The sequence below is a fragment of the Curtobacterium sp. PhB146 genome (assembly GCF_004342995.1).
Lineage (GTDB): Bacteria > Actinomycetota > Actinomycetes > Actinomycetales > Microbacteriaceae > Curtobacterium.
This window is the reverse complement of record NZ_SMBN01000001.1, coordinates 1,320,336-1,334,210: the sequence shown is the minus strand read 5'-3', so window position 1 is coordinate 1,334,210 and position 13,875 is coordinate 1,320,336. Positions and strand designations below refer to the sequence as shown.

Here is a 13,875-nt window from a genome sequence, read left to right as displayed (position 1 = left end):
GGAGCGCGCCAACCATCGTACGGGATCGCTCGTGGTTTGTCAGTACAAAGACCGTGAGCAGAAGACGTCGGGTCACCTGGGGCGACCCGACGTCTTCTGCTCACGAAGTGGCTCGGCTCAGTTCGGCGGGAAGATGATGTCCCGCACCAGGGCGTCGAGCTGCGCGTCGGCGTCGAGGAACTGGCGCAGCGTCGTCACCGTGGCGCCGAACCGGTCGAACTCGTCGATCGTCATGCCGTCGACGTCGTACCCGCGCGCGAACTCGGGCGTCGCAGCGCGCAGAGCCGCGATGACGTCGGCCGGCACCTCGTCGTGGATGGCGTCCGGACGGAACGGGAACGCGTTCGCGTTGATGTCCTTCGTCCACTGGAACGGCGGCGAGACGACGAGGTCCCCGCCCTGGAACTCCGACCACTGCAAGGCGTTCCGGAAGGCGGCGACGAGCACGCGCGACCGGAAGCCACGCTCCTGGAACACCCGGTAGGCGTTCTTCACCGCGGCGACGCCGGCCCACTCGAGGATGCCGGGGTCGACCATGACGTGGTCCCGCTTGACGACGGTCTTCAGCCAGTCGTCGAACCGGCCGGCCATCAGCGTGACGACGTGGCCGAACTCCTGGTCGGGCAGCCCGTCGGCGGCACGACGGTCGAGCGCACGCTCGATGGCCTCACCGACGGCGACGACCTGCGGCACCGTGAACGACACCGTCGCGTTGATCGAGACCCCGCGGTAGGCGGCCTCCTCGATCGCGGCGATGCCGACCTTGGTGGCGGGGATCTTCACGATGATGTTCGGGGCGAGCTGCGAGAACCGCACGGCCTGCTCGACCAGGGCGTCGGCGTCGCGGTGGAACCGCGGGTCGGTCTGCATCGACAGGCGACCGTTGCGGCCGCCGGACGCCTCGAACGCGGGCAGCAGCTGCTCGGCCGCCGCGATGGAGAGCTCCTCGACGGCCTTCCAACCGATCCAGGACTCCCCCGCGGTCGGGTGCTCCGCGGCGATCTCGCGGATGCGCGGCACCCAGGTCTCCGGGTCCTGCTTGATGCAGGTGTACGCGATCACCGGGTTGCAGGTCGCCCCGACGGCGCCGTACTCGTGGATCGCGGTGGACAGTTCGCGCGGGTCGGCGGAGTCGTTCCACAGGGCGGTCACGGTCTGCGACGCGGCCTGCAGCGTGACGGGTCGGACGTCGGCGTCGGTGGTCGCCGGTGACGAGAGGGTGTCGGTCATCGTGTGAGTCCCTTCTTGATCGTGTCGAGCTGGAAGCGCGAGACCTCGTCGGCGTTCTCGTCCTCGGCGAAGACGCTCGACACCGCGACGGTGTCCTCGCGCGCCGTGAAGCCGACCCGGTCGAGGGCGGCCCAGAAGGCGTCGAAGTCGACGTCCGCCTGGCCGACCGGCAGGTGCTGGTGCACGCGGACCGGGTTGCCGGGCGGGTTGGTGATGTAGCGCAGGCCGTGCGACCGGTGGTGGTCGTAGGCGTCGGCGACGTGCACGAGCTGCAGCGAGTCGCCCGCGGCGTCGATGATCTCGTCCATGTTGCCGCCGTAGTGGAACGTGTGGCAGGCGACGTAGACGAAGCCGATGCTCTTCGAGTTCAGCCCGCGGATCACCCGGAGTGCCTCGAGCCCGTCCTCGACGAAGTCGTCGGGGTGCGGGTCGATGAGGACCCGGATGCCGGAGTCCTCGATGATCGGCAGGAGCTCCTCCATCGCCCAGTGGAACTGGTCCTCGGACTCCTCAGCGCGTTCGGGTCGGCCGGAGAACTCCGTGTTGATCGTGTCCACGCCCAGGCGCTTCGTGATCTCGATGACCCGCTTCCACTTCTTGACGGCGGCCTCGCGGGCCTCCTTGTCCGGGCCGGCCCAGCGCAGGACGGGCAGGACCGACGCGACCTGGACCCCGGCCGTCGTGCACGCCGCGGCGAACGCGTCGACGAGGTCGTCGTCGGCCGTGGGGTGCCGGTAGAACGGGATGAAGTCCTTGTGCGGGGTGAGCTGCAGGTACTCGTAGCCGAGGTCGGCCACCTTCTGCGGGAACTCCAGCAGCGACAGGTCGTGGTGGTACGGCGTGGGGTCGAGTGCGATCTTCGGCATCGATCAGGCCGTCTCGTAGAACGCGGGCTTCGCGGTGGCGTACGTGATCGGCTCGTGCGCACCGGACTGCTGCGCACGCACGGCGACCTCGGCGACGACCGACGCCGTGTAGCCGTCCCAGGCGCTCGGACCGTCGATGCCACCGGTGCGCGCGGCGTCGACCCAACGCTGCACCTCTTCGTCGTAGGCAGCACCGAAGCGCTCGACGAACGACGGGGTGACGCCCTGGCCGGAGACGCCCTGCGACACGAGGTTGAGCGAGGTCTCGCGACCGATGTACGCGACACCGGACTCGAACACCGCGTCGGTCGTGACCTGGTAGCCGAACTGGGCGTTCACGTTGATCTCGACGATCGCCATGGTGCCGGACTCGGTGGTGAACAGCACGAACTGCGGCTCGGGCAGGTCGGCCGGGGCGAGCGAGTTCTTCCGGGGCTTCTTGACCTCGACGCTCGTGATCGCCTCGCCCGTGATGAACGGGATGATGTCGATCTCGTGGATCACCGAGTCGTGGATGAGCATCGACTCGCTGAAGTTCGGCGGCGTGGTCGGGTTGCGGTGCGCGTGGTGCAGCGCGAGCAGGGCGCCGTTGGCCCCGGACTCGCGCAGCGCGCGCAGCTCCTGGTAGCCCTTGTCGAAGCGGCGCATGAAACCGACCTGGATCTTCGGACGGTCGGACGTCGCCTGCTCGAGCTCGACGATCCGCAACGAGTCCTCGGCCGAGGTCGTGAGTGGCTTCTCGCACAGGACGGCGAGACCGCGCTCGATCGCCGGCACCAGGACCGGCTCGTGCAGGAAGCCGGGCGTCGCGACGATGACGGCGTCGATCGGGGTGGCGTCGAGCGCCTCCTCGAACGATGCCGCGGTGATCGCTCCGGGCGCCTTCGCCGCGGCGGCGGTCGCACGGCCGGAGTCGGGGTCGACGATGGCGACGACGTCGGCGCCGGCGATGGTCGAGGTGATGCGACGGATGTGGTCGCTGCCCATGGCGCCCGCGCCGACGACGGCGACGCGGAGGTTGTCAGTGGTGCTCATGGCGGTGCTCCTGGGGTAGATGACGCTGCGTGGACGGCTGCCGGGGCCGGTCAGGACACGCGGGCGGCGGACGTGGAACCGAAGATGTGCTGGAAGGTGCGCTCGGCGATCGGGCCGGGGGCATCGACCGAGCAGCCGTACATGTCCTGCTCGACGATGCCGAAGACGTCCGGGTTGATCTTCGCGACGGCCTCGATGATCGGGGCGAGCTCCGGGGTGCCGTGCGGCGGCTCGGTCATGATCCCCTGCGACACGGCGGTGGCGAACGGGACGTCGTTCTTCAGCACGTCGAAGAGCAGGTCGGTGTCCACCTGCTTGAGGTGCAGGTACCCGATGCGCTCCGGGTGCGCGGCGATGAGCTTGAGGTTGTCGCCGCCGTAGTACGCGAAGTGGCCGGTGTCGAGGCAGAGGTTCGTGTACGCCGGATCAGTCTCCGACAGGAACCGCACGGTCTCCTTGTAGGTGCCGACGTGGCTGTCCGCGTGGGTGTGGAACTGCTGGTGGACGCCGTACTCCTCGAGCAGCGCCTTGCCGAGCTGGTCGTGGCCCTTGCCGAGGCGGTCCCACTGCTCGTCGGTCAGGGTGCGCGACTCGAGGACCTCCTCGGTGGCGTCCGAGCGCCACAGGTCCGGGATCGTCACGAGGTGCTGGGCGCCGAGCTTCGCTGCCAGACCCGCGACCGCCACGGCCTGGTCCCAGGCACGCTGGAACTGGTCCTCACCCTTGTGGAACCCGGTGAACACCGTTCCGGCGGACAGCTTCAGCCCGCGCGACTCGAGCTCGTCCGACAGCTGCGACGGGTCGGTCGGCAGGTAGCCGTACGGTCCGAGCTCGATCCACTCGTACCCGGCGGCGGCCGCTTCGTCGAGGAAGCGCTTCCACGGCACCTGGTTGGGGTCGTCGGGGAACCAGACGCCCCACGAGTCGGGAGCGGTGCCGATCCGGATGGCGTCGGTGGCGGTGGCGGTGTCGGTCATGACGTCGTCGTCTGCTTTCTGGGTGTGGTGCCTGTGGTGGACGGTGGTGCTCAGCCGAGCAGCGGGCGCTGTGCGGCGACCTGCTGCTCGTACTCGGCGCGGGCGGTCTGCGTGCTCGACAGCGTCGAGGTCTGCGCCACCGGCACGTCCCACCAGCCGTCGCCCTCGGGGGCGTAGACCAGCGGGTCCGAGTTGATGTGCACGAGGGTGGTGTGGTCGTTCGCCTTCGCCTGGCGCACCGCGGCCTTGAGATCCTCGATGCTGTCCGGGCCGGGCTGGACCTCGATCACGTCGACGCCGTACGACCGCGCGTTCGCCGCGAGGTCGACCGGCAGCGGGTCGCCGTTGTCGAACGACTGCGTCTCGTCCAGGTAGCGGTACTTCGTGCCGTAGCGCTCGGACCCGACGGTCTCGGACAGGTGCCCGATCGACGCGTACCCGTGGTTCTGGATGAGCACGACGATGATCTTGATGCCCTCGGCCACGGCGGTGACGAGCTCGGTGTGCAGCATGAGGTAGCTGCCGTCGCCGACCATGACGATCGCGTCGCGGTCCGGGGCGCCACGACGGACGCCGATGCCGCCGGCGATCTCGTAGCCCATGCACGAGAACGCGTACTCGACGTGGTAACCGAGGGCGTCCTGCACGCGCCAGAGCTTGTGCAGGTCGCCGGGCAGCGATCCGGCCGCCTGGATGACGACGTCGCGCGGGTCGGACACCGACTGCACGGCGCCGATGATCTCCGGCTGACCGGGCAGGTCGGCGCCGGACGGCGCGAACGCGCCGTCGACGGCTGCGTCCCACGCCGCCTTCAGCGACGCGATCTCCGCAGCGTAGGCGGCGTCGACGACGAACGCGGGCTCTGCGGGTGACGACCCGGACGACGCGAGCGCCGCGGTCAACGCGACCAGGGCCTCCCGGGCATCCGCGATCAGCGGCAGCTGCGAACCGTGCTTGTACGCGTCGAACGCGGCCACGTTGACGTTCACGAACGTGACGTCCGGGTTCTGGAACGCGGTCCGCGAGGCGGTCGTGAAGTCGCTGTAGCGCGTGCCGATCCCGATCACGACGTCCGCCTGCGCGGCGACCGCGTTCGCGGCGGCCGTGCCGGTCGCGCCGATGCCACCGAGGTACTGCGGGTGGTCCCAGACGAGCGAGCCGCCGCCAGCCTGCGAGGTACCGACCGGGATGCCGGTGGCCTCGACGAAGGCCGCGAGCTCGTGCTCCGCGCCGGAGTACAGCACGCCGCCGCCCGCGACGATCACCGGGCGCTGCGCGCCCCGGATCGCGGCGACCGCACGCGCCAGCGGCCCGTTCTCGGGCAGCGGACGACGGATGTGCCACTCGCGCGGCTGCAGGAACGCGACGGGGACGTCGAACTCCTCGGCCTGCACGTCCTCGGGCAGGGCGATGGTCACGGCACCGGTCTCGGCCGGGTCGGTGAGCACGCGCATCGCGGCGAGGGCGATCGAGAACAGCTGCTCGGGGCGCTCGACGCGGTCGAAGTAGCGCGACAGCGGACGGAACGCGTCCGTCACCTGGATCGAGGTGTCGTGCGGCAGCTCGATCTGCTGGAGCACCGGGTCGGTGGTCCGCGTCGCGAACGTGTCCGACGGCAGCAGCAGAGCGGGCAGGCGGTTCGTCGTCGCGAGCGCAGCGGCGGTGAGCATGTTCGCGGCGCCCGGGCCGACCGACGCCGTCGCGGCGAAGGTCGCACGGCGGCGGTGCATGCGGGCGAAGCCGACGGCCTCGTGCACCATCGCCTGCTCGTTGCGCGCCTGGTGGTACGGCAGCAGGCCGGGCTGTTCGACGTGGAGCTGCTTGATGGCCTGTCCGACGCCGGCGACGTTGCCGTGCCCGAAGATGCCGAAGATCCCCGGGATGGTGCGTTCGCGGACGTCGCCGTCGACGGTCCACTGGTTGGCCAGGAACTCGACGAGTGCCTGGCCGACGGTCATCCGGCGCGTGTTGGTGGTCACGCGTGCTTCCTTTCGTAGGGCAGGCGCGGGTCGAGCTGCTCGCTCGCCCAGGCCTGGCGGACCCAGCCGTGGGCCGGGTCGTCGGTGATGTTCCAGACGCGCTCCGGGTCGGGCCCGGCCATCACGTTGAGGTAGTACATGTCGTAGCCGGGGGCGGCGACGGCGGGACCGTGCCAACCGTGCGGCACCAGCGCGACGTCGCCGGTGCGCACTTCGCGGAACTCGTCGATCGGACGGTCGTCCGATGCGTACGTGCGGTGCAGTGCGAACGGGTCGGCGGTGGCCGGAGCGGAGAGGCCGCGTGCGACCGCGGACTCGTAGTAGTAGATCTCCTCGAGGTTCGACTCCTCGCCCGGCACGTTCGTGTCGTGCTTGTGCGGCGGGTACGACGACCAGTTGCCGGCCGGCGTGATCACCTCGCACACGATGAACTTGTCCGCGTCGAGGGCCGCCGGGGTGCCGAAGTTGTGCACCTGGCGGCTGGACTGCCCGGCACCGCGGAGCTCCACCGGCACGTCCTGCCGGGCCACGTACGTGGTCGCCTTGACGGTGTCGGTGGGCGCCTCGGCGACCGCGAACCGGCCCGCGCCGGTGATCGTCGCCGCGGTGCCGGACCCGAGGTACAGGACGTCGGTGGGGCCCTCGAAGACGTTCGCGCGCCCCTGCAGGGTCTGCTCGCCGTCCCCGGCGGCGCCCGCGTGGGTCACGTGGAACGACCCGGCGAGCGGCACGACGATGCGCTCCACGGCGTCGGCCGGGAGGCGCAACTCGCGCGCGCCGGTCGGGTCACCGTCCGTCAGGGTGCCGGTCCGGAGCCCGGTGTGCGCCCATCCTGCGATGCGGCCGTCGACGACGTCGGTCCAGCCGGCCTCCGGCCGGCTCCCCTTCGGGATGAACCACTGGTCGTGCTCGTGCTGTTCGTTCGCCATGCTGCGGCTCAGTTGTTCGACGGGAAGCCGAGGTTGATGCCGCCGTGCGACGGGTCGAGCCAGCGGCTCGTGATCGCCTTCTGGCGGGTGAAGAAGCTCACGCCGTCGGCGCCGTACGCCTTGTGGTCACCGAACAGCGAGTTCTTCCAGCCGCCGAACGAGAAGTACGCGACCGGCACGGGGATCGGGACGTTGATGCCGATCATGCCGACCTGCACGTCGCGCTGGAATCGACGGGCAGCGCCGCCGTCGTTGGTGAAGATGGCGGTCCCGTTGCCGTACGCACCGCTGTTGATGAGCTCGAGGCCCTCTTCGTACGTGGCGACGCGGACGACGCTCAGCACCGGGCCGAAGATCTCCTCGGTGTAGACGCGGCTCGTGGTGGGGACCTGGTCGATCAGCGTCGGGCCCAGCCAGAAGCCGTTCTCGTCGCCGTCGGGTCGGACGGTGCGGCCGTCCACCACAACCACCGCACCGTCCTGCTCTGCGACCTCGATGTACGAGGCGACCTTGTCACGGTGCTGCTTCGTGACGAGCGGGCCCATGTCGCATCCGCGACGACCGTCGCCGATGCGCAGGGTGGCCGCGCGGTCCTTGATCTTCTGGATGAGCTCGTCGGCCACCGGCTCGACGGCGACGACGACCGAGATCGCCATGCAGCGCTCACCGGCGGAGCCGAAGCCCGCGTTGATGGCGTTGTCCGCGACCAGGTCGAGGTCGGCGTCCGGCAGCACCAGCATGTGGTTCTTCGCGCCGCCCAGGGCCTGCACGCGCTTGCCGTGCTTCGTGCCCGTCTCGTAGACGTACTGCGCGATCGGCGTGGAACCGACGAACGAGATCGACTCGACGTCGGGGCTCGTGAGCAGGCCGTCGACGCTCAGCTTGTCGCCGTTGAGGACGTTGAAGACACCGTCGGGGAGACCGGCCTCGGAGAACTTCTCGGCAAGCCAGATGGCGGCGCTCGGGTCCTTCTCGGACGGCTTCAGCACGACGGTGTTGCCCGCGGCGATCGCGATCGGCAGGAACCACAGCGGCACCATCGCCGGGAAGTTGAAGGGGCTGATGATGCCCACGACGCCGAGCGGCTGCCGGATCGAGTACACGTCGATGCCGGTCGAGACCTGGTCGGAGAACTCGCCCTTGAGCAGGCTCGGGATGTTCGTCGCGAGCTCCACGACCTCCTGCCCACGGGCGATCTCACCCAGGGCGTCGTCGATGACCTTGCCGTGCTCGCTCGTGATGATCTCGGCGAGCTCGCCCTTGTCGCGGTTCAGGATCTCGCGGAACGAGAACAGGATCTGCTGGCGCTTGGTGAGCGACAGGTTGCTCCATGCCGGGAACGCCGCCTTGGCGCTCGCGATGGCGGCCTGGATCTCGTCCTCGTTCGCCAGGGCGACCTGCTTCGTCGCGACGCCCAGGGCCGGGTCGTACACGGGGGCGCTGTTGCCCGACGCGGACTCGACGTGCTTGCCGCCGATCCAGTGGCCGACGGTGGTGGTGGCGGTCTCCGTGGTGGTCATGCGTTGCTTCCTTCGAGTGTGGTGGCTTGTTCGTGCGTGGTGCCGGCGTTCGCGGTGCCGGCGCTCCCGGTGTGGACGAGGCCGGCGGCCACGTCGACCGCGGTGGCGACGTCGCCGTCCGGCGGGTAGAGCAGGGTGCGGCCGACGACCAGGCCGCGCACGCCGGGGAGCGCGAGGGCATCAGCCCACTTGGCGTACGTCTCGAGCGGCTTGCTCGACGGGTCGCCACCGAGCAGGAGCGTCGGCAGCGTCGTCGCCGCCATCACCCGCTCCATGTCGTCGACGACCGGGATCTTCAGCCAGCTGTAGGCGCTGGACTCCCCCAGGCCCGCGGCGATCGCCATCGAGGTGATGACGGCGTCGGCGGTCAGGTCGTTCACGACCCGGCCGTCCTGCCACGCGGACATGAACGGCTCGAGCATGATCGGCAGCTGGAGTGCGGCGGCTTCGCTGACCGCACGGGCCGTGGCCTCGAGCGTCGGGGCCGTGCCCGAGTCCTCGAGCGCGATGCGCACCAGGAGCTTGGCGAAGTCGAGCCCGGAGTCCTTGATGGCCTGCGCCGAGTACGCGGTGTAGCGGTCGTCCATCTCGAACGTCGCGCCGCGCAGCCCGCCGCGGTTCATCGACCCGACGACGACCTTGCCGTCGAGGGCGCCGAGCAGTGCCAGGTCCTCGAGGATGTCGGGCGTCCCGAGCACCCCGTCGACGCCGGGGCGACCGAGCGCCGTGACGAGCCGCTCGAGCAGGTCGTAGCGGTCGGCCATGGCGGACTCGTCGTTCCGGACCGCCAGGGCACCGCGTGCCGGGTGGTCGGCGGCGACGATGAAGAGCTTGCCGTCGTCGGCGAGCAGGGAGCGCTTGTGCCGAGCGTCGAGCACGGACCGCACCAGTTCGGGCTGTCCGGCGCGGATGTCCCGGAGGCGCTGGAAGTCAGCGGGGCTGATCTCAGGCATGGGTCTTCTCCTCGGTGTTGGTCGCACCCGTGCTCGTGTGGTTCGTGCCGTCGGCGGGGTTGCTGGCGATGAACGACTCGATCTCGTCGCTCGTGGGCATCGCCGTCGAGCACTCGAACCGGGTCGCGACGATGGCGCCGGCGGCGTTGCAGAAGGCGAGGATCCGTTCGAGACCCCAGCCCTGCAGCAGGCCGTGGGTCAGCGCGCCACCGAAGCCGTCGCCCGAGCCGAGCCCGTTGACGACGTCGATGTGGTGCGGGCGGAACTCGACGAACTCGTCGCGGGTCTTCGCCAGCACCCCCTTGGGTCCCTGCTTGACGATGGCGATCTCGACGCCGCGCTCGAGCAGGGCGTCGGCGGCACGGATCGGGTCGGTCTCACCGACGGCGACCTCGCACTCCTCGCGGTTGCCGACGGCGACCGTGGCGTGTTCGAGGGCGACGGCGACCTCGCGCGTCGCGGCCTCGGGGCTCGACCAGAACATCGAGCGGTAGTCCAGGTCCAAGACGGTGTGGCTCTTCGTGCTGTTCTGCGCGGCTGTGCGCGCTTCGTACGCGACGTGGTGTGCCTGCCGACTCGGCTCTTCGCTCAGGCCGGTCACCGTGGTCCAGAAGATCTTCGCCCGCTCGATCTCGTGCAGCGGCAGCGACTTCGCCGTGATCATCAGGTCCGGCGCCTTCGGGGCACGGTAGAAGTACAGCGGGAAGTCGTCCGGCGGGAAGATCTCGCAGAACGCGACGGGGGTGTTCAGCCCCTCGACCGTCTCGACGAAGGCGTTCGCGACGCCGAACTCCGGCAGGGTGCGGGCGATGTACCGGCCGAAGGGGTCGTTGCCGGTGCGGGTGATGACCGCGGCGTCGGCACCGTGGCGCGCTGCGGCGATGGCGACGTTGGTCGCGCTGCCGCCGACGGACTTCGAGAACGTCGTGACGTCTTCGAGTGGGCCGGTCTGCTGCGGGTAGATGTCGACGCTGACGCGTCCCATCGTGATCACGTCGTAGGCGTGGGGAGCGGGGTTCGTCATGCGACGTGGTGGACCTTCCGTGCGGCTTCATCGGCGGACGTTCACGACTGTACACCGTGTTTGCCCTAATGTCATGACATGGTTTTCGGGGCTGGTCCCGCCGGGCGCGTGGCCGCGTCGGTGTGCCGGGAGGCCCGATGTCGGTGTGCCGGGAGGCCCGGTGTCGGTGTGCCGGGAGGCCCGGTGTCGGTGGGTCCTGCCAAGGTCACGACATGCAGATCCTCGCCCTGGTCATCGGTCTCGTGATCGGCATCGCCGTCGGTGCGGTCGTCGCCTGGTCGCTCGCGCGGTCGCGCGCCGGCGTCGACGCCGCCGCGTCGCGCGCGAGCGCCGAGGCGCTCCGCACACGGCTCGACGAGGTCCGCCGCGACGCCGAGGAACGCCTCGACGCGCAGGACGCCCAGTACCGCCGACAGGTCGACTCCCTCGAACGGCGCTCGGCCGAGCTCGAGCACCTCGTGCAGCGCATGCACGGCGCGGACTCGGCCCGGAACCAGAACGAGTCGAAGGTGCTGTCCGCCCTCAGCCCCGTCGCGCAGACCCTCGACGTCATGCGCACGAAGATCGCCGAGCTCGAGCAGTCCCGCAGCGAGCAGTACGGCGCCCTGTCCGCCCAGCTCCGGTCGGCCGCCGAGTCCGAGGAACGCCTGCGCGCCACCGCCGACACCCTGGCCAGCGCCCTGTCGTCGAACAGCACCCGCGGGGTGTGGGGCGAGACGCAGCTGCGCAACGTGGTCGAGGCCGCCGGGTTGCTCGAACGGGTCGACTTCGACGTGCAGTCCTCGGTCACCACCTCGGCCGGCACCGCCCGCCCCGACATGGTCGTGCACCTGCCCGGGGGCAAGACCATCGCAGTCGACGCCAAGGTGCCGTTCAGTGCGTACCTGCAGGCCGTCGAGATCCCGGCGACCGCCACCGGTGCCGAGGGGGCTCGGCGCGACGCGCTCATCGGGCAGCACGTCAAGGCGCTCCGCGCGCACGTCGACGCCCTTGCCGCGCGCGAGTACTGGACCGGGTACGACGCCTCCCCCGAGCTCACCGTCGCCTTCATCCCGTCCGAGTCGCTCATCTCGAGCGCCCTCGCCGCCGACCCCGGGCTGCTCGACCACGCGTTCCGCAAGCGCATCGCCCTCGCCTCACCCGTGACCCTGTGGTCCGTGCTGAAGACGGTGGCGTTCTCGTGGCAGCAGGACGTCGTCTCGCAAGAGGCGCACGAGCTCTTCCGGGTCTCGCGCGAACTCTACGGCCGACTGTCCACGATGGCGGGACACGTCGACAAGCTCGGGCGTTCGATCCGGGGCTCCGTCGTCGACTACAACCGGTTCGTGGGGTCGCTCGAGCGGCAGGTGCTGCCGAGTGCACGGCGGTTGTCGCTGCTCGACGAGTCGAAGGTCATCGCGGACCCGGCGTCGATCGAGGACGAGCCGCGGTTGCTCACGGCGCCGGAGCTGGTGGGGGCGGTCGACGAGGACTGACCGTCCGCTCGCGGCGTCGATCCGCGCCGGTCACCTCCGTTCGTGCAGCGATCCGGAGCCGTCGCAGCGACGTCTCAATGCCTTCCGATCATTGATTGCGTCTTCCCCGCTCCTCCTTCGCCGCTCGGTCGAGCACTTTGATCAACGGCTTCGGTGCCAGGAACGCTCGCGCCAGCCCCTGAGCGGTGAAGCCGTCTGCACCGACCAGCCGAGCTTTCGCTCCGGCGCTCAGCATGCCCTTCGCGCCAGCCACCGCGTCCTCCACCGCGAGCGGATGTGGATTCGATCGATTCGGTCGTACGGGGAGAGAACGTCGGACGAGCAGCCGGAGCGGAGTCTCTCCAGCTACCGCAGAGTTGAGCGCGCCCGGATCGGCTCGAATTGCCGATTGCATGTCGATGAGCGACCCACGCGACGCGGCCTCGAACACGACTGATGCGTCCGATTCATCGCTCTTGAGCATCCGATCCTGCTGCAGCACGATGATGAGTCCGGCGGGTGCGTCCGCGAGGATCCGAGCGTAGCTCAGCGGGGTCGCGCCCAGGTCGTTGACTGAGTAGGGATCCGCTCCGGCATCGAGCAAGAGATTCACCGGATCGAGTCCGCCGCCGCCCGAGTTCGCCACTGCGAGCTGCAGCGGCGTCGTCCCCCAACGGTCCGGCGCATCCACCTTCACCCCGAGGTCCAGGAGCGCCCGTATCGCATGCACCGCGCCGTGCTGAGCGGCGAAGTGGAGGGGCGTGAGGGCGTCGGTATGAGCGCGGGAGGCTGAGGACCCTTCGAAGCCTTCCGCAGCGATCCTCGCGATCGCCTGCGAATCGTCCGCAATGATCGCATCCCAGAAAGCAGAACTGTCCGTCGCGGTGCTCATAAGATGATGCTGTTCAGCCCTTCCACGTCCTCGCCGGGTCCCGAATCGGCCAACACCACGAGTGAGCATCTCGATCGCATCGACCTCTCATCTCTCCGAGAGGTACCGCGCGGGAACGAACAATGCCAGGGTCACTCGGTCGTGGCCTTCCGAGAACTCGACGCCTTCCCGGTGCGCGCGATCCGCATCGACCCGCAGCAGGACGGGAGCGGGAGACTTGCGTCGACCCGCTTGCATCGCCAGCTCTCGATCAGTCGTCAGATGCGCGTACTGGCGCCCCATGGGCAAGAGACCATCGCGCAGGATCGACTCAGCCGCCGCGGGAGAAGTCGCGTGCCAGAGCACCGGTCGCGGCACGATCGCTGGCTTCACGATGCGCTCGTCGGTCGAGTGGCCGTACTGTGCGCGGATCCGGTCACCCTCCACCGCGAAGCGCTGCTTGTCAGACTCGGCGACGATGCGGCGCAAGTCCTCCACCGTTGCGTCCACGCCCGACCGCGCCAAGGCCCCGGCGAGATCTGCGAGCGGGACGCTCCCGTCGGCGCCGAGCTCCAGCCCGTACGAACCCGGTTCGTGCCGCAACGCATGCGACATCGCCTTGCTGATCGACCTGTCCTTTCGGGGCATGCCTCAGTCCTCTTCCTGCTCCGCGAGCCACACTGCTCGGTGCTCCTCCATTTCCTCCCACCAGACGTCGAACGACGTCCACTGACCCCGGTACTCCGTCCCGGGCGAAGCGAACGTGTGGATGATCAGGACAGGAGGGTTGCCCGAACGGTCGCCACCGTCGAAACAGAACACGTCGTCCGTGTCCTGGTGCTTCGCGAAGGGCACGAGGGAACGGGTCGGATACTGCTCCCCAACGATGTCAGCCCAGTTCTCTGTCTGGCTCTCGTACTCAGACGTCCACATGAAGGGATCGATGTCGGGAAGCGGGTCTTGTGCAAGGGCACGTTGGAAGCGCTCGGGGTACTGGAATCCCTCGGGCGCGATCAAGCGCGCCTCGACTTGCCGTT

13 protein-coding genes are annotated in these 13,875 nt (G+C 69.5%); 1 reads left to right on the top strand and 12 read right to left on the bottom strand.

What is annotated here, in order from left to right; genetic code table 11:
* Positions 1–117 precede the first annotated feature (117 nt).
* From EDF33_RS06485 to iolC, 9 genes are read right to left on the bottom strand one after another with little or no spacing between them, the layout of a single operon-like run.
* Positions 118–1,230 (bottom strand): transaldolase family protein, encoded by a 1,113-nt coding sequence (locus tag EDF33_RS06485; RefSeq protein ID WP_123340670.1) that lies wholly within the window; start codon positions 1,228–1,230, stop codon positions 118–120.
* Entirely contained in the window at positions 1,227–2,096 is an 870-nt protein-coding gene (locus EDF33_RS06480; RefSeq protein WP_123938993.1) for a sugar phosphate isomerase/epimerase family protein, read from the bottom strand. The genes EDF33_RS06485 and EDF33_RS06480 overlap by 4 nt, the downstream gene beginning before the upstream one ends.
* Before the next feature lie 3 nt (positions 2,097–2,099).
* Positions 2,100–3,131: a Gfo/Idh/MocA family oxidoreductase gene (locus EDF33_RS06475; RefSeq protein ID WP_131878262.1), complete on the bottom strand. Its 1,032-nt coding sequence runs from the start codon at positions 3,129–3,131 to the stop codon at positions 2,100–2,102.
* A 50-nt stretch (positions 3,132–3,181) separates the two neighbouring features.
* On the bottom strand, positions 3,182–4,108 hold the full coding sequence (locus EDF33_RS06470; protein ID WP_131878260.1) for a sugar phosphate isomerase/epimerase: 927 nt from the start codon (positions 4,106–4,108) through the stop codon (positions 3,182–3,184).
* 50 nt (positions 4,109–4,158) lie between these two features.
* Positions 4,159–6,066 (bottom strand): 3D-(3,5/4)-trihydroxycyclohexane-1,2-dione acylhydrolase (decyclizing), encoded by a 1,908-nt coding sequence (gene iolD, locus EDF33_RS06465; RefSeq protein ID WP_207906658.1) that lies wholly within the window; start codon positions 6,064–6,066, stop codon positions 4,159–4,161.
* A gap of 17 nt (positions 6,067–6,083) precedes the next feature.
* Complete coding sequence (gene iolB / locus EDF33_RS06460; protein ID WP_132099567.1) at positions 6,084–7,016, bottom strand: 5-deoxy-glucuronate isomerase; 933 nt, start codon at positions 7,014–7,016, stop codon at positions 6,084–6,086.
* Between the two features lie 8 nt (positions 7,017–7,024).
* Entirely contained in the window at positions 7,025–8,536 is a 1,512-nt protein-coding gene (locus tag EDF33_RS06455; protein ID WP_173169470.1) for a CoA-acylating methylmalonate-semialdehyde dehydrogenase, read from the bottom strand.
* Positions 8,533–9,489 (bottom strand): deoxyribose-phosphate aldolase, encoded by a 957-nt coding sequence (locus EDF33_RS06450; protein ID WP_207906636.1) that lies wholly within the window; start codon positions 9,487–9,489, stop codon positions 8,533–8,535. Before EDF33_RS06450 ends, EDF33_RS06455 begins: the two co-directional genes overlap by 4 nt.
* Positions 9,482–10,513 carry a 5-dehydro-2-deoxygluconokinase gene (gene iolC / locus EDF33_RS06445; RefSeq protein ID WP_131878254.1) on the bottom strand — a complete coding sequence of 344 codons (1,032 nt, stop codon included), beginning with the start codon at positions 10,511–10,513 and terminating at the stop codon, positions 9,482–9,484. The genes EDF33_RS06450 and iolC overlap by 8 nt, the downstream gene beginning before the upstream one ends.
* 212 nt (positions 10,514–10,725) lie before the next feature.
* Between iolC and rmuC the strand changes: the two genes are divergently transcribed.
* Positions 10,726–11,988: a DNA recombination protein RmuC gene (gene rmuC, locus EDF33_RS06440; RefSeq protein ID WP_132099566.1), complete on the top strand. Its 1,263-nt coding sequence runs from the start codon at positions 10,726–10,728 to the stop codon at positions 11,986–11,988.
* Positions 11,989–12,076: 88 nt separating this feature from the next.
* Here the strand turns inward: rmuC and EDF33_RS06435 are convergent, their stop codons facing one another.
* The 3 genes from EDF33_RS06435 to EDF33_RS06425 form a co-directional block, all read right to left on the bottom strand.
* Positions 12,077–12,859, bottom strand: a complete 783-nt coding sequence (locus EDF33_RS06435) for an ankyrin repeat domain-containing protein (RefSeq protein WP_165901091.1) — start codon at positions 12,857–12,859, stop codon at positions 12,077–12,079.
* An 87-nt stretch (positions 12,860–12,946) separates the two neighbouring features.
* Positions 12,947–13,486 (bottom strand): RNA 2'-phosphotransferase, encoded by a 540-nt coding sequence (locus tag EDF33_RS06430; protein WP_131878248.1) that lies wholly within the window; start codon positions 13,484–13,486, stop codon positions 12,947–12,949.
* A gap of 3 nt (positions 13,487–13,489) precedes the next feature.
* Positions 13,490–13,855 carry an SMI1/KNR4 family protein gene (locus EDF33_RS06425; RefSeq protein ID WP_131878246.1) on the bottom strand — a complete coding sequence of 122 codons (366 nt, stop codon included), beginning with the start codon at positions 13,853–13,855 and terminating at the stop codon, positions 13,490–13,492.
* Positions 13,856–13,875 lie beyond the last annotated feature (20 nt).

Coding starts and splice junctions, on each gene's coding strand:
- EDF33_RS06485 (WP_123340670.1), bottom strand. CDS start 1,230: ATGACCGACACCCTCTCGTCACCGGCGACCACCGACGCCGACGTCCGA.
- EDF33_RS06450 (WP_207906636.1), bottom strand. CDS start 9,489: ATGCCTGAGATCAGCCCCGCTGACTTCCAGCGCCTCCGGGACATCCGC.
- iolD (WP_207906658.1), bottom strand. CDS start 6,066: ATGACCGTCGGCCAGGCACTCGTCGAGTTCCTGGCCAACCAGTGGACC.
- EDF33_RS06480 (WP_123938993.1), bottom strand. CDS start 2,096: ATGCCGAAGATCGCACTCGACCCCACGCCGTACCACCACGACCTGTCG.
- rmuC (WP_132099566.1), top strand. CDS start 10,726: ATGCAGATCCTCGCCCTGGTCATCGGTCTCGTGATCGGCATCGCCGTC.
- iolC (WP_131878254.1), bottom strand. CDS start 10,513: ATGACGAACCCCGCTCCCCACGCCTACGACGTGATCACGATGGGACGC.
- iolB (WP_132099567.1), bottom strand. CDS start 7,016: ATGGCGAACGAACAGCACGAGCACGACCAGTGGTTCATCCCGAAGGGG.
- EDF33_RS06435 (WP_165901091.1), bottom strand. CDS start 12,859: ATGAGCACCGCGACGGACAGTTCTGCTTTCTGGGATGCGATCATTGCG.
- EDF33_RS06430 (WP_131878248.1), bottom strand. CDS start 13,486: ATGCCCCGAAAGGACAGGTCGATCAGCAAGGCGATGTCGCATGCGTTG.
- EDF33_RS06475 (WP_131878262.1), bottom strand. CDS start 3,131: ATGAGCACCACTGACAACCTCCGCGTCGCCGTCGTCGGCGCGGGCGCC.
- EDF33_RS06470 (WP_131878260.1), bottom strand. CDS start 4,108: ATGACCGACACCGCCACCGCCACCGACGCCATCCGGATCGGCACCGCT.
- EDF33_RS06455 (WP_173169470.1), bottom strand. CDS start 8,536: ATGACCACCACGGAGACCGCCACCACCACCGTCGGCCACTGGATCGGC.